16 protein-coding genes and 1 riboswitch are annotated in these 20,221 nt (G+C 67.8%); of the genes, 9 read left to right on the top strand and 7 right to left on the bottom strand.

From position 1 onward, the window contains the following. Positions 1-55: 55 nt before the first annotated feature. Positions 56-313, bottom strand: a riboswitch (cobalamin riboswitch). Between the two features lie 304 nt (positions 314-617). After that, entirely contained in the window at positions 618-2,174 is a 1,557-nt protein-coding gene (locus ACX12D_RS27300; protein ID WP_459374139.1) for a methyl-accepting chemotaxis protein, read from the top strand. 37 nt (positions 2,175-2,211) lie between these two features. Here ACX12D_RS27300 and ACX12D_RS27295 read toward each other — a convergent pair whose 3' ends face one another. Beyond that, complete coding sequence (locus ACX12D_RS27295) at positions 2,212-2,688, bottom strand: YjjA family protein (RefSeq protein ID WP_441638307.1); 477 nt, start codon at positions 2,686-2,688, stop codon at positions 2,212-2,214. Positions 2,689-2,899: 211 nt separating this feature from the next. On the opposite strand from ACX12D_RS27295, the gene ACX12D_RS27290 reads away from it, so the two are divergent. Further along, entirely contained in the window at positions 2,900-3,427 is a 528-nt protein-coding gene (locus tag ACX12D_RS27290; protein ID WP_459374138.1) for a hypothetical protein, read from the top strand. 79 nt (positions 3,428-3,506) lie between these two features. Here the strand turns inward: ACX12D_RS27290 and ACX12D_RS27285 are convergent, their stop codons facing one another. Both ACX12D_RS27285 and ACX12D_RS27280 read right to left on the bottom strand, forming a co-directional pair. Continuing rightward, complete coding sequence (locus ACX12D_RS27285; protein WP_459374137.1) at positions 3,507-4,961, bottom strand: GntP family permease; 1,455 nt, start codon at positions 4,959-4,961, stop codon at positions 3,507-3,509. Positions 4,962-5,040: 79 nt separating this feature from the next. After that, the gene (locus tag ACX12D_RS27280) at positions 5,041-5,946 is read right to left on the bottom strand and encodes a LysR substrate-binding domain-containing protein (RefSeq protein ID WP_441638311.1); all 906 of its coding nucleotides are present in this window, start codon (positions 5,944-5,946) and stop codon (positions 5,041-5,043) included. Positions 5,947-6,258: 312 nt separating this feature from the next. On the opposite strand from ACX12D_RS27280, the gene ACX12D_RS27275 reads away from it, so the two are divergent. The 6 genes from ACX12D_RS27275 (at position 6,259) to ACX12D_RS27250 (ending at position 13,310) form a co-directional block, all read left to right on the top strand. After that, on the top strand, positions 6,259-7,299 hold the full coding sequence (locus ACX12D_RS27275; RefSeq protein WP_459374136.1) for a Bug family tripartite tricarboxylate transporter substrate binding protein: 1,041 nt from the start codon (positions 6,259-6,261) through the stop codon (positions 7,297-7,299). 93 nt (positions 7,300-7,392) lie between these two features. After that, positions 7,393-8,985, top strand: a complete 1,593-nt coding sequence (locus ACX12D_RS27270; RefSeq protein ID WP_459374135.1) for a gamma-glutamyltransferase family protein — start codon at positions 7,393-7,395, stop codon at positions 8,983-8,985. A gap of 146 nt (positions 8,986-9,131) precedes the next feature. Beyond that, on the top strand, positions 9,132-9,383 hold the full coding sequence (locus ACX12D_RS27265; RefSeq protein ID WP_459374134.1) for a hypothetical protein: 252 nt from the start codon (positions 9,132-9,134) through the stop codon (positions 9,381-9,383). 253 nt (positions 9,384-9,636) lie between these two features. Next, the gene (gene hpnD / locus ACX12D_RS27260) at positions 9,637-10,491 is read left to right on the top strand and encodes a presqualene diphosphate synthase HpnD (RefSeq protein ID WP_459374133.1); all 855 of its coding nucleotides are present in this window, start codon (positions 9,637-9,639) and stop codon (positions 10,489-10,491) included. Between the two features lie 93 nt (positions 10,492-10,584). Then, a complete protein-coding gene (gene shc, locus ACX12D_RS27255; RefSeq protein WP_459374131.1) occupies positions 10,585-12,600 on the top strand; it encodes a squalene--hopene cyclase in 2,016 nt (671 codons plus the stop codon). A 53-nt stretch (positions 12,601-12,653) separates the two neighbouring features. Then, positions 12,654-13,310, top strand: a complete 657-nt coding sequence (locus ACX12D_RS27250) for a phosphorylase (RefSeq protein WP_459376537.1) — start codon at positions 12,654-12,656, stop codon at positions 13,308-13,310. 63 nt (positions 13,311-13,373) lie between these two features. Here ACX12D_RS27250 and ACX12D_RS27245 read toward each other — a convergent pair whose 3' ends face one another. Both ACX12D_RS27245 and hpnN read right to left on the bottom strand, forming a co-directional pair. Continuing rightward, entirely contained in the window at positions 13,374-14,219 is an 846-nt protein-coding gene (locus ACX12D_RS27245; RefSeq protein WP_459374130.1) for an MlaA family lipoprotein, read from the bottom strand. Between the two features lie 20 nt (positions 14,220-14,239). Beyond that, the gene (gene hpnN / locus ACX12D_RS27240) at positions 14,240-16,909 is read right to left on the bottom strand and encodes a hopanoid transporter HpnN (protein WP_459374129.1); all 2,670 of its coding nucleotides are present in this window, start codon (positions 16,907-16,909) and stop codon (positions 14,240-14,242) included. Between the two features lie 281 nt (positions 16,910-17,190). Here hpnN and ACX12D_RS27235 point away from each other — a divergent pair, with 281 nt between their 5' ends. Beyond that, a complete protein-coding gene (locus tag ACX12D_RS27235; protein ID WP_459374128.1) occupies positions 17,191-17,829 on the top strand; it encodes an MlaC/ttg2D family ABC transporter substrate-binding protein in 639 nt (212 codons plus the stop codon). Positions 17,830-17,941: 112 nt separating this feature from the next. Here ACX12D_RS27235 and hpnH read toward each other — a convergent pair whose 3' ends face one another. Next, positions 17,942-19,108 (bottom strand): adenosyl-hopene transferase HpnH, encoded by a 1,167-nt coding sequence (gene hpnH, locus ACX12D_RS27230; RefSeq protein WP_441638331.1) that lies wholly within the window; start codon positions 19,106-19,108, stop codon positions 17,942-17,944. 33 nt (positions 19,109-19,141) lie between these two features. Beyond that, complete coding sequence (ispH, locus tag ACX12D_RS27225; RefSeq protein ID WP_459374127.1) at positions 19,142-20,143, bottom strand: 4-hydroxy-3-methylbut-2-enyl diphosphate reductase; 1,002 nt, start codon at positions 20,141-20,143, stop codon at positions 19,142-19,144. Between the last annotated feature and the right edge of the window lie 78 nt (positions 20,144-20,221).

Raw genomic sequence — 20,221 nt, 5'->3', positions numbered from 1 at the left:
CAGTGACGGCCAGGCGCGTGGCCAGCCGTCTCACGCCTGGCCGCCCGTCCGCAGCCCCGGTGATCGGTCGAAGGCCGGTATCCGGGCTTGCAGGGGGACGCCTGCCGCTGGGGCGCGTCCGGGGTGCCGCCTTCCCGCGCGATGATGCGCAGTGGCTGCCGCGGCCTGTTGGCGCGGCGTGACACCTTTGTACCTGCTGACCGTTGCGGGGGCAGCACAGGATTAGCCGCGGCATGGCCGGCGGCGCACCTGTTTCCCGTTTAACCCCCGCCGCGCGCTGCGCGCCGGAGGCACCTTCGAACCCTTGGCAGTCCACTTGCTAGGTAATTGCAAGTCAATTGCAATTACTGCGTGGAATGCGAGGCGCATTGTAGCCGTATTTGCGCTGCTTTCGGGGGCGGATGGCAGGCGTTTTCTTTGCACCGTGCGGGTGCGCGGGTGTTTCAGCCTGGCGCAACCTGTCGCCATTTTGGTGCTTCATGCGACATTTTCTGCGCTTCGCGGCCTTTCGTGCCGTCCTGCCGCGCCTTTCGCTAAAGAAGGCGAGCCCGGCTCCGATATCCGGAGATGCCGCATGCCTCCTGCATGACTGGCGATTGCCCCGAGAAGCGAATGCCATGAATCGTCTGACCCTGCGAAAAAAGCTGTGGATTCCCCTTGTGCTGGCCTGGCTCGGCCTGCTGTTGCTGACCGTGATGCATGCCTTCCAGACCCGCCAGCTGCAAATGGCCGATCGCCGCAGCGAGCTGGCTAATATCGTCGACATGTCGCTCTCGCTGGTGCGCGACTATGCCGAGCAGGCGCGCCAGGGCAAGATGTCCGAGGCCGATGCCAAGGCCCAGGCCACGGCCCGCGTCGCCGCGCAGCGTTATGGCAAGGATGGCTACATCACCATCGTCGGCGCGGATTCCGTGCTGTTGATGCATCCCATCAACGCCAAGCTCAACGGCAAGAACATGAGTGACTTCAAGGACGCCAAGGGCAACGCCTTGTACGCCGATATCGCGGCCCGCGGCGCGTCGGCCGACGGCGCGGGCCACCTGGACTACTGGTGGCCCAAGCCGGGCAGCGACCAGCCCAGCCCCAAGATCGGCTACGTGGCGCGCTTCAAGCCGTGGGGCTGGGACCTGGTCGCCGGCACGTATATGGATGACGTGCAAGCGCAGTTCCGCGCCTCGCTCTATCAATCGCTGGGGCTGCTGGTGCTGCTGGGCATCGTGATTTCCGCGGTGGCCACGCTGCTGATCCGCAGCATCCAGAGCTCGGTGGGCGGCGAGCCCGCTACCGCCGCGGCCCTTGCCTTGCGCATGGCCAGCGGCGACCTCACGGCGCGGGTCGAAACCCACCCGGACGACCGCTCCAGCCTGATGTACGCCATTGGCCATATGCGCGACCAGCTCGCCGGCACGGTGGCGGGCATCCAGCAATCGGCCGATTCCATCACCTCGGCGGCCCAGGAGATCGCTTCGGGCAATAGCGACCTGTCGAGCCGCACCGAGCAGCAGGCGGCCTCGCTGCAGCAGACTGCCGCCAGCATGGAGCAGATCACCGCGACGGTGCGCCAGAATGCCGACAACGCCAAGGAGGCCAGCCAGTATGTGTCCGACGCCTCGCAGATCGCGCAGCAGGGCGGCAGCGTGGTCAGCCAGGTGGTGGACAAGATGCGCGGCATCACCGCCAGCTCGCGCAAGATCAACGACATCATCGGCGTGATCGACGGCATTGCTTTCCAGACCAATATCCTGGCGCTTAACGCCGCGGTGGAAGCCGCGCGCGCCGGCGAGCAAGGACGCGGGTTTGCGGTGGTGGCTGGCGAGGTGCGCAACCTGGCGCAGCGCAGCGCGGGTGCGGCCAAGGAAATCAAGACGCTGATCGTCGAGTCGGTGGGCCAGGTCGATAGCGGCTCGGCACTGGTGGAGCAGGCCGGGCAGACCATGGCCGAGATCGTCAACGCGGTCGGCCGCGTGACATCGATCATGGACGGCATCGCCTCGGCCACCGCGGAGCAGCGCACCGGCATCGAGGAGGTCAATCGCGCGGTCGCGCAGATGGACCAGATGACGCAGCAGAACGCGGCGCTGGTGGAGCAGGCGAGCGCGGCCGCCACGTCGCTGGAAGACCAGGCCGGCGCGCTGCACCATGCCGTGTCGGCCTTCCGCCTGTCGCCCGCCTGAGCGTTGAGCGCTGACCGGGCGCTCGGCGCGCCTGGCCCTACAGCAGCGATTTGCCCTGCGCGAGGATCTTGTCGCAGACCTGCTTGGTGACCTGCTCCTTGAGGCCGCCGCCGCTCAGGTCGAACTGCTTGCCATCGCTGCTGCTCAGGATGCCCTTGGCGCCGCTGGTGTAGCCGGCGTCCGACGTGGGCGCGTTACCGCCGACCTTGCCCAGCAGCTTGTCTTTGACCGAGGCGGCGCCGCTGGCGCCGCCAAGGTAGTTGTTCTTCACGCAGAACTCCAGGATCCCGGCGACATTGCCGGTGCTGCCCGAACTCAGCGATTGCAGCGAGGGCATTCCACTCATTCCGCCCAGGCCGCTGCCCAGGCCGCTCAGGCCACCGGACGAACTCTCGGTGCCGCCCTGCGTGGCGCCTTTGAGCAGGTCCCCGAGCTGCGCATGCGCGGCTGCCACCGGTAGCAGCGCGGCGATCAGGATCTTCAGGGCGGTGGCGCGATAGTGGCTGGCGTTCATGCGGCATCCTTCTGGCGGCGTGGAAACAGTCTTCACTATAGTGCTTGCCGCAACGGCCATCGCCCTTCGCTGCAGTGACGCTTTCTTCTCTCCCCCCCCTAGCCGATTTGCATGACGCGCGCATTAAGCGAGGCTTCGCGTATGCAATGGCCTGCGTGCCGGCAAGGCGTTCTCGGTATTTGGCGATCTCATCAACGCGCTGGACTTCAACGTGGCCGCAAGCGGCACCAAGCGCGAGATGGGCGGTGAGCTCAAGGCCCGCGCCGGCGACAGCGTGACCGTGACCATCCGCTTCAAGAGCCCGGACCGCAACAACTTCGAGTATCCGCTGGACAGCGGCGCCAACGTCAACGTCAAGCCCACGGTGGACCACATCGACCTGATCGCTGGCGACGTCACGCCGCGCGCCTTGCCTGGCACGCCGGGCTACAGCAAGGACACCAACGACTCCACCAAGGTCATCGCCACCTTCACCAAGGCTGACTGGAAGCTGGACAAGGACGGCTACAACACGGTGACCTACACCTTCAACGCGGCCAAGAGCCAGTACTTCCGGCTGCGCGGCACCAATCTTGGCATGAACGTGCCGGGCGAGACCGCCAACGGCAACCCGCTGCCCGACCTGAAGACGGACCTGACGGAGAACACGCCGCGCTTCAATGCCATCAACGCGCGCAACTACAACGACCTGTGGTTCTATTCGAACCCCGTGTTTGTGACTGTCGCTTCCGGCACCTGAGGCATCTGAGCCATCTGAGCCATCTGAGCCACCTGAGCCACCTGAGCCACCTGAGGCAAGGCGCGCGCCCGGAACCTGCCTAGAACGAGCCGAAGGCGCTGCCGAGCGCGATGACCGCCGCCAGCGCCGCGATCGGGCCGATGATGCCAACCACCACGATATCGCGATAGCTTTCGCGATGCGTGGTGCCGCAAACCGCCAGCAGCGTCACCACCGCGCCGTTGTGCGGCAGGCTGTCCAGTGTGCCAGCGCCAATCACGGCGACCCTGTGCATCAGGGCCGGGTCGATGCCCGTCACCGCCGATAGCTGCAGGTAAGTGCCGCCCAGCGCCTGCAGGGCGATGGTCAGCCCGCCCGAAGCCGAGCCGGTCAGCGCGGCGAGCACATTGGTGGCCACCGCCAGCGATACCAGCGGACCGCCCTCGATCGACAACACCCATTCGCGCACCAGTGCAAAGGCAGGCAGGGCAGCCACCACCGAGCCAAAGCCCACCAGGCTGGCCACGCTGATTGCCGGCAGCACGGCGGCATTGGCGCCCGCGTCCATGCTCTCGCGCAGCTTGCCCAGGCGCTTGCGGTGCAATGCCAGCAGGCAGAGGATGGCCGCTGCCAGCGCCACCAGCACCGACCATACGCCCCCCAGCGCCGCCAGGCTGGTGCCGCCCCAGCGCTCGTTGGCCAGGTAGCTCGCGTTCCAGCGGGGCAACACCAGCAAGCTCATCGCCAGGTTCACGGCCACCACCATCACCAAGGGCAGGAACGCGCTCCACGCTGCCGGCCATTCGGCGCTGCGCGCGCCGTGGCGCGCTTCGGCGGGATCGAACGCATTGGCTACCGTGGCGCGCTCGCGCACCAGTTCATCGCCGGCGGCACGGTCGGCGGATTCCAGCGCCTCGTCGCCAAAGCCTTCTCCTGCGCGGCGCGCGCCGCGCTCCACGCGCGCGAGCCACCACAGCCCGAAGGCCAGCATGATGGCGGACGCCAGCACGCCCAGGCCCGGCGCGGCAAACGGCGTGGTGCCGAAGAACGGCATCGGGATCGCGTTCTGGATGGCCGGGGTGCCGGGCAGGGCGGACATGGTGAAGGTGGAGGTGCCCAGCGCGATCGCCGCCGGCATCAGCCGGCGCGGGATCTGCGCGGCGGCGAACAGCGCTTGCGCCATCGGCGCCAGCACGAAGAAGGCCACGAACAGGCTGACGCCGCCGTAGGTGACCAGCGCGCCGGCCAGCACCACCGCCAGGATGGCGCGCGAGGGACCGAGCTTGAGCGTCATCCATGCGGCGATGGCGTTGACGCAGCCGCTGTCGTCCATCAGTTTGCCGAACAGCGCGCCGAGCAGGAACAACGGGAAGAACTGGGCAAGGAAGCCCGCGGCGCTGCCCATGAAGGTCTGGGTCCAGTGCGCCAGCAGGGGCTCGCCGGCCGTGGCCGCGGCCAGCAGCGACGCCGCCGGCGCCAGCAGCAGGATGCTCCAGCCCCGGTAGGCCAGCCAGATCAGCAGGCCAAGGGCCAGCAGGATGCCAAGAAGGCCCATGGTGTCGGTGCTCCCGCAGCGGTTCTCAAGCCTTTACAGCATAGGTGACGCGGCGCAGCGAGCGGTGCGGCGATGCGCGTTATTGCGCCTGCCGCTCCAGCACCTCCCAGAGCGCCAGCAGGGTAGGGTTGCTGGCATGGGTGGCGCGATACGCGCAGATATCGAATGCCGAGCACCACGCGGCGTCTCCCGCCGGCACCAGCGTGCCTGCCGCGAGCGCATCGGCAGCGGTGGTGCGCGGCAGCCAGGCCACGCCATGGCCCTCGCTGGCCATCTTCATCAGCAGGATTGCCATGTCGGCCTCATAGCAACGCTCCAGCGCGCGGCGTGGCGGCGCGTCTTCGAGAATCACCTCGACGATGCGGCCAAGCGTGGTGCTGGCCGTGTAGGCCAGGTGGGGAATCGGTTTGGCGCCACTGCTGCCCAGCGGGAACAGCGGGGCGCCGCGCGCATTGGGCGCGCACAGCGGCATCAGCACGTCGTGCCCGACCGTGAGGCTGCGGAACTTGTCCGGGTCCAGCGAGACTGGCACCCGCGCATGGTTGTAGCCCAGCATCAGGTCGCAGTTGCCCTCCGACAGCGCCACCACGGCTTCGAGCACGTTGGCGGCCACGACCCGGGCATTGAACTGGCCGTAGCGCTTCTGGCATGCCTTGAGCCAGCCCGGCAGGAAGGTCAGCGACAAGGTATGCCCGGCGGCGATCTGGATGGCCTTGCCCGGCATGCGGCTTTCCTGGCGCAGCGTGGCACGTGCCTCCATCAGCAGCGTGAGTGCCTCGCGCCCGCTGGTGCAGAAGGTCTTGCCGGCCGGGGTCAGGTCCATGGGGAAGGTGTTGCGGTCAACCAGCACCGCGCCCGCCCAGTCTTCCAGCGAACGGATGCGCCGCGACAACGCCGACTGCGTGATATGCCGCAACTCGGCGGCGCGCGAGAAGCTGCGCGTCTTCTCCAGGACCAGCAGGTCGTCGATCCATTTCAGCTGCATGGGATGTGCCTTCGGAAGCGTCGGAACGGTGAGGGAAAGCTTGCCGCCAGCCTGGCCTGGCAAGGGCGCCAGGCCGTGGCCGCAATGTGTATTCCATTTTCGCATAGCTCTATGGCCGATCCGCATTCCGGTGGCCGCCGGGCGCGCCTAAAATCTGCGCTTCCCGTCAGTCAATATCGCCCCAAGGCGAAGCCAGATCCAGCATGACAGGGGCGCGCAAACAAGCCGGCAGCCAAAGCGGCTGCGCCCCGGAACGTTCCGACTCTACCTCGGCAGTTAACGTCTTCGACGCTATCCGGAGCTACCCTGATCATGTTTATCCCGTCGCTTTACCGTACCCGCCCGTTGCAGGGGCCAGCCCGTCTCTTCCGTGGGGGCAAGCGGGCACAAGCTGGCCTGCTGCTGGCGCTGGCCGCGGGCGCCGCTGCCACCACCACGCCAGCCGCCGCAGCGGACTACCCTGACCACGCGGTCCAGCTGGTGCTGTCCTTCCCGCCGTCCGGCGCCACCGATGTGCTGGCGCGCGCGGTGGGCCAGCGCCTGTCCACCGTGCTCAAGCAACCGGTGGTGGTGGACAACCGCCCCGGCGCCGGCGGGGCCATCGGCATGAGCTTCGCGGCCAAGGCCGCGCCCGATGGCTATACGCTTTACCTGGCCGCCGTCAGCAATGCCGCCATTGCGGCTGCAACGTATAGCAACCAGCCCGCCAGCCTCGCCCGCGATTTCGTGCCCATTGCCGGCATCGGCACCGTGCCGCATATCCTGGTGGTGCCGGCCTCGTTGCCGGTGCATTCGGTGCCTGAGCTGGTCAGCCTGCTCAAGGCGTCTCCCGGCAAGTACAACTTCGCCTCGCAAGGCTCCGGCACGTTGTCGCACCTGGAGTCGGAGCTGTTCAAGCTGCGTACCGGCGTGGACGTGGTGCACGTGCCCTACAAGGGCAGCGCCTTCGCGCTGCCGGACCTGATGGCTGGCCGGGCGAGCATGATGTTCGACAGCATTCCCTCGGCCCTGCCGCACGTGAAATCCGGCAAGCTGCGGTTGCTGGCGGTGGCGTCCGATCACCGCCTGGGTTCCTTGCCCGATGCCCAGACGGTGACCGAGGCTGGCATCCGGGACTTCCGTGCCGACAACCTGTTCGGCCTGGTTGCGCCCAAGGGCACGCCGCCCCAGGTGCTCAAGCAGCTTTCCGCCGCGATGAAGGCGGTGTTGGCCTCGCCGGAGCTGGCCACGGCCATGGAAGCGCAGGGCGTGCAGATCAAGTACACCGCGCCCGAGCCGTTCGGCCGCATGATCGGCGACGAGATGCGCGCGTGGGAGAAGGTGGCGCGCGCGGCCAACGTCAAGATCGAGTAGCCGCCGCGCAAGAACAAAACACAAACGCATCTGGCCGGCGCTGCCGTGCAAGCCGCTGGCCAGATTCCCCAACCCTTGGAGTCTCGCAAAGCCATGACCAATTTCTGGAATTTCCCTTATCCCTCGCAACGCGTGCCCGTGCTGGCCGACAACGTGGTGGCCACCTCGCAGCCGCTGGCGGCCGCGGCAGGCCTGCGCATGCTGGCCCGTGGCGGCAATGCCGTGGACGCGGCGCTGGCCACGGCGATCGCGCTGACCGTGGTCGAGCCGTGCATGAACGGGATCGGCGGCGATGCCTTTGCGCTGATCTGGGACGGCAAGGAACTGCACGGCCTGAACGCCAGTGGACGGGCACCGGCGGCGTGGACGCCCGAGTATTTCTCGCGCTACGCCAGCATGCCGCTCAACGGCTGGGATACCGTGACCGTGCCGGGCGCCGTTTCCGGCTGGCGCGCCACGTGGGAAAAATTCGGCAGCCTGCCGTTTGCCGAGCTCTTCGAGCCCGCGCTGGAATACGCGCGCAACGGGTTCCTGGTCTCGCACACCGTGCACCGCCAGTGGCAGGCGCAGGTGCCCGTGCTGATCGACAAGCCGGGCTTTGCCGACGCCTTCGCGCCGAACGGCCGCGCGCCGCTGCCGGGCGAGCGCTTCATCTGCACAGGCCAGGCACAAACGCTGGCGCGCATCGCCGAGACCAAGGGCGACGACTTCTATCACGGTGAGCTGGCCGGCCGCATCGCCGCGCATGCGCGCGCCACCGGCGGCCTGATCACCGAGGCCGACCTCGCTGCCCATCGCGCGGACTGGGTCCAGCCGATCAGCATGGCCTATCGCGACCTGGAGTTGTTCGAAATCGGCCCGAACGGGCAGGGCATCGGCGCGCTGATGGCGCTGGGCATGCTGGAGCATTTCGATGTCGCGGCGATGGGCGTGGACTCCGCCGCCGCTATCCATGCGCAGGTGGAAGCCATGAAGCTGGCGTTTGCCGATCTGCACGAGTACGTGGGCGACCAGTCGGCAATGACCGAGGTGCAGGCCGCCCACCTGCTCGATCGCGGCTACCTGGCCAGCCGCGCCAAGGCCATCGACCCCGAGCGCGCGGCGGCGGCCGGCCCGGGCAAGCCCCACAGCGGCGGCACCGTGTACCTGACCACGGCGGACCGCAACGGCATGATGGTGTCGTACATCCAGTCCAACTTCAAAGGCTTCGGCTCCGGCGTGGTCGTGCCCGGCACCGGCATCGCGCTGCATAACCGTGGCTGGGGCTTCAACCTCAAGCCGGGCCACCCCAACCAGGTGGGCCCTGGCAAGCGGCCGTTCCACACCATCATCCCCGGCTTTCTGATGCGCAAGGGCGCGCCGCTGGCCAGCTTCGGCGTGATGGGCGGCTCGATGCAGGCGCAAGGCCACCTGCAAATGACCAGCCGGCTCGCGGATTTTGGCCAGAATCCGCAGGCCGCGTGCGATGCGCCTCGCTGGCGCGTGCTGGACGACAACGCCACCATCGCGGTGGAGTGGAATTGCCCGGCCGCCACCGTGGAAGGCTTGCGTGCGCGCGGCCACAAGGTGGACGTGGCGCCGCGGGGCAACCTCGAATTCGGCGGCGCGCAGATCGCGATGCGCCTGGAGGATGGCTACGCGGCGGCTTCGGACCATCGCAAGGACGGCTATCCGCTGGGGTTCTGAGCGCCCCCCTGCCTGCCGGCCGGCGGCACCGGAGTGGCTCGCGCGCCAGCCACGGCGCAAGAAAATACACCGGTGCGTGGTCCAGAGCACATTAAACGGCCGTACCACGGGCCTACACTGGCGCCATCCCTTCGAGGAAGGCCGCCATGAACAAGCTAAGGTCCAGCCGTCTGCTCGATCGCATCTCGCCGTCCGTGCTGGCCGACCTGCGCCGCATGCGCGTCGCCGCCGAGGCCGAGCGTGCCCTGGCCGCACAGGCCGCGGCAAGTGGCGCGGGTGCCGGAGAATGCAGTAACAACTCGCTAAACGACGCTAATTACGTCGAAATGGCATGCTACGACCCAAGGCGCGGCAAATTCGTGATGGAGCGCCGCCGCGCCGGCCCGCGCGTTAAATAGGCGCTCGCCCCGCCAATCTGAAGGCGGTGCCGCGCGTGCCAGGCCAGCGCCAGGCACGGCGGCGCTGGCGGTGGCCTGCACGGCATCCCCCCTCCAGCCCCCTTCTTCGGCTGGCGGCCGTGCCCATGGCCGGAGTTGGTATAATCGCCCACTACCCCAAACATGCCGCCTGGCGCTGCATGCCGGGCCGTGGCGACAAGCCAGGCCTAGGCAGTAAAGCAGCACGGCGGTCCAACGCGTGACGAGGAGTTACGTGGCCGGAACAGAAATCGCAGTGCAAACCGTCCCGCAAGCGGGCCATGCCGTATCGTCCGGCAGCTCATTCCATACCGCCCTCAAGATCCTGCCCGCCGCGCAACGCGAGGCGATGTTCGAGGTCTATGGCTTTTGCCGTGCGGTGGACGATATTGCCGATGGCGATGGCCCGCGCGCCTCGCGCCTTGCCGGGCTTGACGCCTGGCGCGACGATCTTGCCGCATGCTACGCCGGCATGCCGCCGGCGGCATTGCGCGGGCTGGCTGCCCAGATTCAGCGCTTCGGCTTGCAGCAGGAGGATTTCCTCGCTGTCATCGATGGCATGGCCATGGACGTGCATGCGGATATCCGCGCGCCGGACAACGCTACGCTGGATCTCTATTGCGACCGCGTGGCCAGCGCGGTGGGGCGCCTTGCCGTGCGCGTGTTCGGCATGGAGCGCGATGCCGGCGTAGCGCTGGCGCATCACCTTGGCCGCGCGTTGCAACTGACCAATATCCTGCGCGATATCGACGAAGACGCGGAGCTGGGCCGTGTGTACCTGCCGGCCGAAGCGCTGCTGGGCGCGGGCGTGCCGATCGGCACGCCGCATGCCATCGTCGGCCATCCCGCCGTTGGCCGCGCGTGCCTGGAAGTCGCGCAGCAGGCGCAGGCGTACTACGACCAGGCATTCGCCATCATGAACGCGGCGCCGCGCCGCACGGTCCGTTCGCCGCGCATCATGGGCGAGGTCTACCACGTGATCCTGCAGCGTTTGCTGGCCCGTGGCTGGGCCAACCCGCGGGCGCGGGCGCGGGTGCGCGTGCCGCGCGCGCGATTGCTATGGATTTTGCTGCGGCATGGCCTCGTGTGAGGTGAATCCGCCGATTGACTGCCGCCCATGGCCGCTTGCGGCCGCGTGCGGCATTGCCGTAATTGCGTTGTTGAAAAGAGGACATCGAAACCGATGAGCCAAGTTGCACTATCCCCCAATTCGAATGAGCCCGCGCATGCCGCGCCCGCGCCGGACGAGTTGGAAGGCACGCTCGATCGCGCGCTAGACGCCTTGCTGGCCACCCAGCGGCCGGACGGCCACTGGGTGTTCGAGCTGGAGGCCGACGCGACGATTCCGGCGGAATACGTATTGCTGGTGCACTATCTGGGCGAGACCCCGGATACCGTGCTGGAAGCCCGTATCGCGCGCTACCTGCGCCGCATCCAGAATGCCGATGGCGGCTGGCCGCTGTTCCATCAGGGCCGCTCGGACATCAGCGCCAGCGTGAAGGCGTATTTCGCGCTCAAGATGATTGGCGACGACACCGAGTCGGAGCCTATGCGCCGTGCCCGCGCCGCCATCCATGGGATGGGCGGTGCCGAGGCCAGCAATGTCTTCACCCGCACGCTGCTCGCGCTGTACGGCGTGATGCCGTGGCAGGCGGTGCCGATGATGCCGGTGGAGATCATGCTGCTGCCGCTGTGGTTCCCGTTCCACCTGTCCAAGGTCGCGTACTGGGCCCGCACGGTGATCGTGCCGCTGCTGGTGCTCAACAGCCTGCGTCCCCAGGCCAGGAACCCGCGTGGCGTGGGCATCGACGAATTGTTCATCCGTCCTTGCCAGGCAGCCCGGCTGGCCCCGCGCGCGCCGCACCAGAAGCGCGTGTGGTTCGGCTTGTTCCGTGTGCTGGACGCCGGCTTGCGCGTGGCGGAGCCGTTGTTCCCCCGCAGCCTGCGCGCGCGTGCCATTGCCCGCGCCGAGAAGTTCGTGCGCGAACGCCTGAACGGCGAGGATGGCCTGGGTGCGATCTTTCCGGCCATGGCGAATGCCGTGATGATGTTCGACGTGCTCGGCGTGCCGCGCACCGATCCCGACGTGGCGGTGGCCCGCGCCTCCATCGAGAAGCTGCTGGTGGTGCATGGCGACGAGGCCTATTGCCAGCCGTGCCTGTCGCCGGTGTGGGACACCTCGCTGGCCAGCCACGCCTTGCTGGAAGTGGGCGGCCCGCGCGCCGAGGCGGCCGTTGAGCGCGGCTTGCAATGGCTGCGCCCGCTGCAGGTGCTGGACGTGCGCGGCGACTGGATCGTGCGGCGCCCCGACGTGCGTCCCGGCGGCTGGGCTTTCCAGTACGCCAACCCGCATTACCCGGACGTGGACGACACCGCCGTGGTGGCGATGGCCATGGACCGCGCGGCGCGCACCGGCGCAGCCGCGCCGGCCGTGGCGCCGGCCAGCCATCTTTCACGCTACGAGGAGGCTGTCAGCCGCGCGCGCGAGTGGGTGGCGGGCATGCAGAGCGGCAACGGCGGCTGGGGCGCGTTCGAGCCCGAGAACACGCATGAGTACCTGAACAATATCCCGTTCGCGGATCACGGCGCGTTGCTCGATCCGCCCACCGCCGACGTCTCGGCGCGCTGCCTGTCGATGCTCGCGCAATTGGGCGAGACCGCGGCCAGCAGCGAAGCCTTCCGGCGCGCCCAGCGTTACCTGCTCGACGAGCAGATGGCCGACGGCAGTTGGTATGGCCGCTGGGGCACGAACTATGTCTATGGCACGTGGAGCGCATTGTGCGCGCTCAATGCCGCCGGCATGGCGCCGCAAGCGCCGGAAATGCGCCGCGCCGCCGACTGGCTGATCTCGATCCAGAACGCCGATGGCGGCTGGGGCGAGGACGGCAGCAGCTACCGCCTCGACTACCAGGGCTACGAGACCGCGCCGAGCGTGCCGTCGCAAACCGCCTGGGCGGTGCTGGGCCTGATGGCCGCGGGCCAGGTCGACCATCCGGCCGTGGCGCGCGGTGTGGACTACCTCATGCGCATGCAGCAGGCCGACGGCCTGTGGAGCGAGGCGCGCTTCACCGCGGTGGGCTTCCCCCGCGTGTTCTACCTGCGCTACCACGGCTACGCGCGCTTCTTCCCGCTGTGGGCGCTGGCGCGCTACCGCAACCTGCGCCGCGATGGCACGCGGGCAGTGGCGTGGGGGATGTGACCGCGCCAAGCTTGCCGCAACGCCATGCCGGTCCCACGCTGGTGGTGGCCGGCATGCGCTTCGAGGCCGGCATCGCCGCCGGCCCCGGCGTTGAAACCCTGCACGGCCTGCGCGCCGAAGCCTTGGCACAAGGCCTGCGGCAACGCCTGGCGCGTCCCTGCGCCGGCGTGATCAGCTTTGGCGTGGCCGGCGGGCTGGATCCCGCGCTGTTGCCCGGCCGGGTGATCGTCGCCTCTGCCATTCATGATGGGAATCGATCGCGGCCCGTTGACGCCAGCTGGTCGCACGCGCTGTCGCTTGCCTTGCCCGAGGCCATCTCCGGCACGCTTGCCGGCGCTGACCAGGCAGTGACCTCGGTGGCGGCCAAGATGGCCCTGCATGCGGCGACCGGTGCGCTGGCGGTCGACATGGAATCGCACATCGCGGCGCGTGTCGCCGAGGAATTCGGGCTGCCGTTTGCCGCCTGCCGGGTGGTGATCGATCCCGCGCAGCGGGAAGTGCCGCCCGCCGCGGTGGTCGGCATGGGCCCCGATGGCAGCACCGATATCTGGGCATTGCTCAAGGCGCTGCTGGCGGGGCCGGGACAGGTGCCGGACCTGATCCGGCTGGGCAGGGATGCGAGGCTGGCCAGGCTTGCGCTGCTGGCCGCCAGGGGCAGGGTGGGGATGGGGTTTGGCTTAGGCTTAGGCCGGGATTTAAGCCAGGGCTAAGGCCTGGGGCAGCCTGAAGCCTGCCTGGTGCTGCATGCAGCACCAGGCAGGGTCAAGCCAGGCTCAGGGCTTCTTCGCTTCGCCTTCCGGCGTCTTGTCTTGCGCGCCAGCAGGCGCGGGAGTAGCGGCCGGCGCCGCGGGTGCGCCAAGCGCAGGCGCCGCGTTTTCGGCCGGCGCGTCGGTATCCTCATATTCCGGCAGCTTCCCTCCACCGCCCTGGATCAGGTACTGCCTGCGCTGGCGGTATGCATCGCGCACAAAGCTGTACTTATCCAGCGCCGCCAGCGACAGCAGATCGGTCGCGCCAAGCGCATTGGTCCGTGCGTCCAGGAAGCCCAGGCCCCACAGGCCCCACTTCACGCCTTCATCGTTTACCCACGTGGTCGGGGACAGCTGGAAGTTCACATACAGCCCAACGCCGTCGCGGACCGAGCTGGGGCCGAACAGCGGCAGGACCAGGTACGGGCCGGCCGGCACGCCCCACACGCCGAGCGTCAGCCCGAAGTCCTGGGAGTGCTTGCTGATGCCGGCGGGCGTGGCGATATCGATCAGGCCGCCAATGCCCAGCACGGAGTTCACCGCCACTCGCATGAAGCTCTCCGCCGCATCCACGCCCTTGCCTTGCAGCAGGTTGTTGACTGTATTGCCGACGTCGGCGAGGTTCGAATAGAAATTAGTGACCGCGGTGCGCACCGGTTGCGGCGTGACGGCGCGGTAGCCCTTGGCCAGCGGCGTCGCCACGTACTCGTCCGCCTTGTCGTTGACCTTGAAGACAACGCGGTTGAGCGGCTCCAGGGGGTCGTCAGGGCTGGCTTGCGGGCCGCTGGCGCAGGCTGTGGCCAACAGCGAGAACGAGAGCGCCGGGAGGAGGCGAGAGAGGCGAGAGAGGCGAGAGTCGGGGTGAGTCATTGTTCTATGGGGACGAGACATCAATGGGCCGGACCGGTGGGGGGGGCCGACCGCGCGCGCGGCCGCCCCATCAGGATAGGCTGAAAGAATACGGCACCAACCAGCGTGCATGCTAGCGCGAGTGCCAGCAACTTGCCCATGCTGGCCGTGCCCGGATGCTGGGACAGCCACAGGCTGCCGAAGGCGGCGGCGGTGGTGGCGGCGCTGAACAGCACGGCGTGCGTCAGCGGGGATTGCAGCAGTTGGGTCTTGCCCTCGCGCCACGCGATCACATAGTAGATCTTGAAGGCCACGCCGATGCCGAACAGCAGCGGCAGCGCGATCACGTTGGCGAAATTGAGCGGAATGCCGAATACGACGCACAGCTCCAGCGTTACCAGGGCGGACACCAGCAGCGGCACCAGCGTGCGCAGCACATCGCCCACGCGGCGCAGCGTGATCCACAGCAGCAGCGTGATCGACAGCACGGCCCACACGCCGGCCTGTGCAAAGGCCGTCATGATGGTGTCGGCGGAGCCGCGGATCGAGATCGGGCCGCCAACCGCGGTGGGCTCGACGCGCTGGACGGCGTCGATAAAGCGCGTGAGCGCGGCGTCGCGCGCATCGCTGTCGCTGGCGCTGGAGGCGTCTCCCGGCGTGGCCGCGACGGGAAGCTTGGGGCTCACGCTGACGAGCGCCTGGCCATCCGGGGCAACCCAGTCGCGCACCAGTGCCGGCGGCAGGGTTTCGCGGGCGATCGGCTGTGGCGCTAGTGCGTGCTGCAGGCGCGCCAGCGCCAGGCGCAGCGGCTGGGCAATGGCTTGCCCGGCGCGCTCGCGGGTGGCCGCGTCCGCGGCGGCCAGCTTTCGCAGCGAGGCCGCCAGGCGCGCCGCCTCGGCGGCACCCGGGCCGGGGTGCTCGTCAGCGGCCAGCGCGAGCTGGCGTGCCGCGTTCTTGAGCGAATTGACCAGCCTGGCATCGTTGGCAGGGGTGGCCGTTGCCTGCGTCAGCACCGGCATCAGGCTGGCCGACGCGGCGGCGATCAAGGCGAGCCGCGCTGGCTGGTCGTCGGGGATGAAGGTCTGCAACGTGACCGCGCGCGCGACTTCCGGCAGCGCCGCCAGGCGGGCGGCGGCGGCCTGCGCGGCGGCCAGCGAGGGCGCCAGCACGCTGACGTTGTCGGTGCCGGCCTGGGGCGCGTCCTTGAGCGAGAGCAAGGTGGCCATCGACTCGGAGTGCGGATCCTTGAGGTGCAGCGGATCGAAGTCGAAGCGCAGGTGCATCAGCAGCGGCGACCCCGCCAGAATCAGGGCGCCGGTTGCCAGCAGCACGGCTTTGCGGTTGCGCTCGAAGAAATCGTCGGCGGGCGCCAGCCATTTAAAGCCTGGCACTTCGACCCGTCCCGCTTCGTCCTTCGGGCGGAACACGGCGATCAGGGCGGGCAACAGCGTGATGGTGGTGAGGAACGCCACCAGCATGCCCACGCCGGCGATCTGGCCCAGCTCGGCCACGCCGCGATAGTTGGTGGGCAGGAAGCAGAAGAAGGCCGCCGCGGTGGAGGCCGCGGCCAGCGCCAGCGGCACCCCGACTGCCCGTGCCGTGCTGGCCAGCGCGTCCGGGATGTCGGTGTGCACATGGCGCTCGGCGCGGTAGCGCACGCCAAACTGGATGCCGAAATCCACGCCCAGGCCGACAAACAATACGGCAAAGGCCACCGAGATCATGTTGAGCGCGCCCACCATGGCCAGCCCGAGGGCAGCGGTGATGGCCAGTCCGACCGCCAGGCTGGCCAGCACGGCCAGGATCAGGCGCTTGGAGCGCAACGCCAGCCACAGGATCAGGATCACCACCAGCACCGTCAGCGCGCCATTGAAGGCCGCGCCTTCCTTGACCGAGGCAAACTCGTCGTCGGCCAGCGCCTGCGAGCCGGTCAGGCGTACCTGGGCGGCGTAGCGCTGTGCCAGGCCCAGCTTGGTGGCCGTGGCGCGGATGGCATCGGCGGCATGCGCGCCGGCCTGCAAGCCAGCGTAGTCAAGCACGGGGCTGAGCGCGACGAACGCCGTGGCGGGATGGCCCGGGGCGGGCTCCTGGCTCGAATCCACCAGCCCGGTCCAGGACAAGGCGGCCGGCTTGCCAGCCAGTACCCGGTCGACCGTATCCGCGCTCTTGCCGAGCAGCGTGGCCATGTCGCCCAGCTTGACCTGCCCCAGTTGCAGCGGCAGCGACAGCGTGGTCGACAGCGTATCGGAAAGGCCGCGCAGGGTCGGGTCGTGCGCCAGCGCGTTCAGCAGCGGCCGCGCCTGGGTCAGCTGCGACGTCACGTCGCGCAGCTTGGCGGTATCGACGAAGAGCAGGCCGTTGCGTTCGAAGAACTCGCCGCCACCGGGCTGGCTGACGGCGCGAAAGAGCTTGCCTTGCTTGGCGAGCGCGCCGGCCAGCTCATTGGCGGCGGCGTCCGCCAGCTCGGGGGCCGGCGCCTGCACCACCGCCAGGATCATCTGGTCGCGTTGGGGAAACGCGGCGCTGACGGCGGCATCGCGGCGCGCCCAGGGCTGGTCCGATTCGAGCAGGCGGCTGATATCGGTATTGATGGCGAAATGGCCGGCCACATAGACGCTGCTGACGATGGTCAGCAGCAACGCCAGCGCAATGACGGGCCATGCGCGGCGGGTGGAAAACTGGACAATGCGGATGACCAACGACGTCAACATGGGCGATATAGGGAGCAGTAACGGTGTGGTGCGCAACGACGCGCGTAGTCAAAGGCGCAAAGCAGGGCGCAACATGGCAGCCGCGAGTATAACGGGACGGCGCGGTGTGGCGCTGCGCGGAGCGCACGTGCCGGTACGCTATACTGCCCCGGCACGTGCGTGCGGACCGGGCTGCAGCCTTGCAGCGGCGCAGCGCGGCGCGTTTCCTGTTTGATTTTCCTGGCAAATCCGCCGGGCATTGCCGGCGGCGAACCGACTGGCATTTTCAGGTCCAAATTCGCATGAAAAAACACGGTATTGCTTTCCAGGTCCTCGTTCCGCTTGCCGCAGTGGCCATGGTTTGCCCCGCGCAAGCGCAAACGGCCGACAGGTCCTCGCCGGACCGCCTGGTACGCGCGGCGGTCGAGGGCGTGATCGGCACCATCCAGTCCAGCCCGGACACCCGCAACGGCGACCTCGCCAAGATCACCGCGGTCGTGCAGCGCCAGTTCCTGCCGTACACCGATTTTGAGCGCACCACCCGGCTGGCGGTCGGCAGCGCCTGGCGCAATGCCACGCCCGAGCAGCAAAAGCAGCTGTACGAGCAGTTCCAGACCTTGCTGGTGCGCAGCTACGCGGTGTCGCTGTCGCAACTGCGCGAGCAGAACGTGAAGTTCAGCTACAAGCCGACGCTGGCCGCCAGCGGCGCCACGGATGTCGTGGTGGAGACGCGCGTGCTGAACAACGGCGATGAAATGCAGATCGATTACCGCCTGCAGCGCAGCGGCAACGGCTGGAAGATCTACGACATCAACATGATGGGCGCCTGGCTGATCGAGGTGTACCGCCGCCAGTTCGCCGATATCGTCGCGCGCAACGGCATCGACGGCCTGCTCAAGTACCTGGCCAACCACAACGCACGCCAGTCCGCCGACGCCTGAGCGCCTGGCCTGGGCCAGCGTATCAGCGACAGCGTCAGGCATAAAAGAAAAGGCGCGCTCCCGGTTACGCGCGGTACCCGGGAGCGCGCCTTTTTGCCAGCCAGCCTTCGGTTTAGTGCGCAGCAGCTTTGCGTGCCGCGGCGTCGTTGGCTGCCTTGGAAGGCTTCGAGCGGCCGATCTCTTCGAGCTTGATCTCCACGTGCTTCGAGAACACGTACTCGGCCGGGCGCTGCTTGGTCAGGTCGATATCCGGTGCCATCGGGCCCGACGTACGCACGCCGCGCAGGCTCACGCCCAAGGCCTTGAGCGGGTGCGCGATGGTGTCCGCTACCGCGGTGGCCTCGAAGCCGCTATGGACCATGCAGTCGGCGCACTTCTCGTAGTGGCCCACGCCATAGGCATCCCAGTCGGTGCCTTCCATCAGCTCCTTGAAGGTGTCGACGTAGCCTTCGCCGAGCAGGTAGCACGGACGCTGCCAGCCGAACACGGTGCGCGCCGGATTGCCCCAGGGCGTGCACTTGTAGGTCTGGTTGCCGGCCAGGAAGTCCAGGAACAGCGTCGACTGGCTGAATGCCCAGTTCTTGCCGGCGCGGCCGCGCGACAGGATGTCGCGGAACAGCTGGCGGGTCTTGCCGCGGTTCAGGAAGTGCTGCTGGTCGGGCGCGCGCTCATAGGCGTAGCCCGGCGAGACGGTGATGCCGTCCACGCCCATGGCCTTCACGGAGTCGAAGAAGCGGGCGACTTTTTCCGGCTCGGCATCGTTGAACAGCGTGCAGTTGATGTTGACGCGGAAGCCGCGCTTCTTGGCCGCGGCGATGGCTTCGACGCAACGGTCGTACACGCCTTCCTGGCTCACCGAGCGGTCGTGCATCTCGCGGTCGCCGTCCAGGTGCACAGACCAGACGAAGTACGGGCTCGGCTCGTACTGGTCCAGTTTCTTCTCCATCAGCAGCGCATTCGTGCACAGGTACACAAACTTGCGGCGCGCAATGATGCCCTTGACGATGGTGGGCATGTCCTTGTGCAGCAGCGGCTCGCCACCGGCAATGGAAACCACCGGCGCGCCGCATTCGTCGACCGCGCCCAGGCACTGCTCGATGGACAGGCGCTGGTTCAGGATGGGATCCGGATAGTCGATCTTGCCGCAGCCATTACAGGCCAGGTTGCAGCGGAACAGCGGCTCGAGCATCAGCGCCAGCGGATAGCGTTTGTTGCCCGAGAGGTGCTGCTTGACGACATAGGCGCCCACGCGGGCAACCTGCAGAAAGGGAATGGCCAAAATGTACTTCCTTGTTATAGGGGCGCCCGGGCGTTAGCCAGCGGCGGTTTGCGGGTCCGGCTGCGGCGCGGCTTCGGCGGTGGCCGTGCCGGCTGCCTGCCGGCGCGGCGACGGATCGGCCAGCTCGGCTGGCAAGCGGAATTCGGCGTGTTCCTCGCGGCCTTCCATGACCGACACGTCCACCGGCCCGAGCTGGCGCAACGTGGCGATCACGTCCTTGACCATTTCCTCGGGGGCGGAGGCGCCGGCCGTGATCCCCACGACCTCAACGCCACGCACCCACTCGGGGTTCAGTTCGCTGCCATCGGCAATCAAATAGCTGGGCACACCGCTCTCCGTGCCGATTTCGCGCAGGCGGTTGGAGTTGGAACTATTGGTGGCGCCGATCACAAGGATCACTTCCACCTGCTTGGAGAGCTCGCGCACGGCGCTTTGGCGGTTTTGCGTGGCGTAGCAGATGTCACGCGTATCCGGCCCGACCAGATTGGCAAAACGCCGGCTCAGGGCGGCAATTATATTACGTGTGTCGTCCACGCTGAGCGTAGTCTGGGTCACGTAGGCAACCGGGGTGTCTGCGGGCAGGTCGAGCAGCGCGACTTCCGCCTCGCTCTGCACCAGGATTACCTTGCCGGGAATCTGCCCCATCGTGCCCTCGACCTCCGGATGGCCGGCATGGCCGATCAGGATCACGGTGCGGCCACTGGCGGCGTACTGGCGCCCCTGGGTGTGGACCTTGATCACCAGCGGGCAGGTCGCGTCGATCGAGTGCAGCTGGCGGGTCCTGGCATCGCTCTCGACATCCTTGGAGACACCATGCGCGCTGAAGATGGTGACGGCGCCGGTCGGCACTTCGTCCAGTTCTTCCACGAATTGCGCGCCCTTGCGTCTCAACCCTTCGACCACGTGCTTGTTGTGCACGATTTCGTGTCGCACAAACACCGGGGCTCCGTGTTTGACGAGGGCACGGTCTACAATCTCGATCGCGCGCACCACACCAGCACAGAAACCGCGGGGTTGAGCAAGAATCACCTGCATAAAGATAGGCCCCCCGACCCAGTCAACGGGTTCAGCATAAGTTGATATTCCGGAATCACTTTCCCGTCATACGGTGGT

This window comes from Cupriavidus sp. PET2-C1 (assembly GCF_054515855.1).
The sequence above is the reverse complement of the archived record's forward strand: the minus strand, read 5'-3'. Positions and strand labels throughout refer to the sequence as shown.

Excerpts from the sequence above, each read along its gene's own strand:
- ACX12D_RS27300 (WP_459374139.1), top strand. The coding sequence starts at position 618 with ATGAATCGTCTGACCCTGCGAAAAAAGCTGTGGATTCCCCTTGTGCTG.
- ACX12D_RS27295 (WP_441638307.1), bottom strand. The coding sequence starts at position 2,688 with ATGAACGCCAGCCACTATCGCGCCACCGCCCTGAAGATCCTGATCGCC.
- ACX12D_RS27285 (WP_459374137.1), bottom strand. The coding sequence starts at position 4,961 with ATGGGCCTTCTTGGCATCCTGCTGGCCCTTGGCCTGCTGATCTGGCTG.
- ACX12D_RS27280 (WP_441638311.1), bottom strand. The coding sequence starts at position 5,946 with ATGCAGCTGAAATGGATCGACGACCTGCTGGTCCTGGAGAAGACGCGC.
- ACX12D_RS27275 (WP_459374136.1), top strand. The coding sequence starts at position 6,259 with ATGTTTATCCCGTCGCTTTACCGTACCCGCCCGTTGCAGGGGCCAGCC.
- ACX12D_RS27270 (WP_459374135.1), top strand. The coding sequence starts at position 7,393 with ATGACCAATTTCTGGAATTTCCCTTATCCCTCGCAACGCGTGCCCGTG.
- ACX12D_RS27265 (WP_459374134.1), top strand. The coding sequence starts at position 9,132 with ATGAACAAGCTAAGGTCCAGCCGTCTGCTCGATCGCATCTCGCCGTCC.
- shc (WP_459374131.1), top strand. The coding sequence starts at position 10,585 with ATGAGCCAAGTTGCACTATCCCCCAATTCGAATGAGCCCGCGCATGCC.
- ACX12D_RS27250 (WP_459376537.1), top strand. The coding sequence starts at position 12,654 with ATGCGCTTCGAGGCCGGCATCGCCGCCGGCCCCGGCGTTGAAACCCTG.
- ACX12D_RS27245 (WP_459374130.1), bottom strand. The coding sequence starts at position 14,219 with ATGACTCACCCCGACTCTCGCCTCTCTCGCCTCTCTCGCCTCCTCCCG.
- hpnN (WP_459374129.1), bottom strand. The coding sequence starts at position 16,909 with ATGTTGACGTCGTTGGTCATCCGCATTGTCCAGTTTTCCACCCGCCGC.
- ACX12D_RS27235 (WP_459374128.1), top strand. The coding sequence starts at position 17,191 with ATGAAAAAACACGGTATTGCTTTCCAGGTCCTCGTTCCGCTTGCCGCA.
- ispH (WP_459374127.1), bottom strand. The coding sequence starts at position 20,143 with ATGCAGGTGATTCTTGCTCAACCCCGCGGTTTCTGTGCTGGTGTGGTG.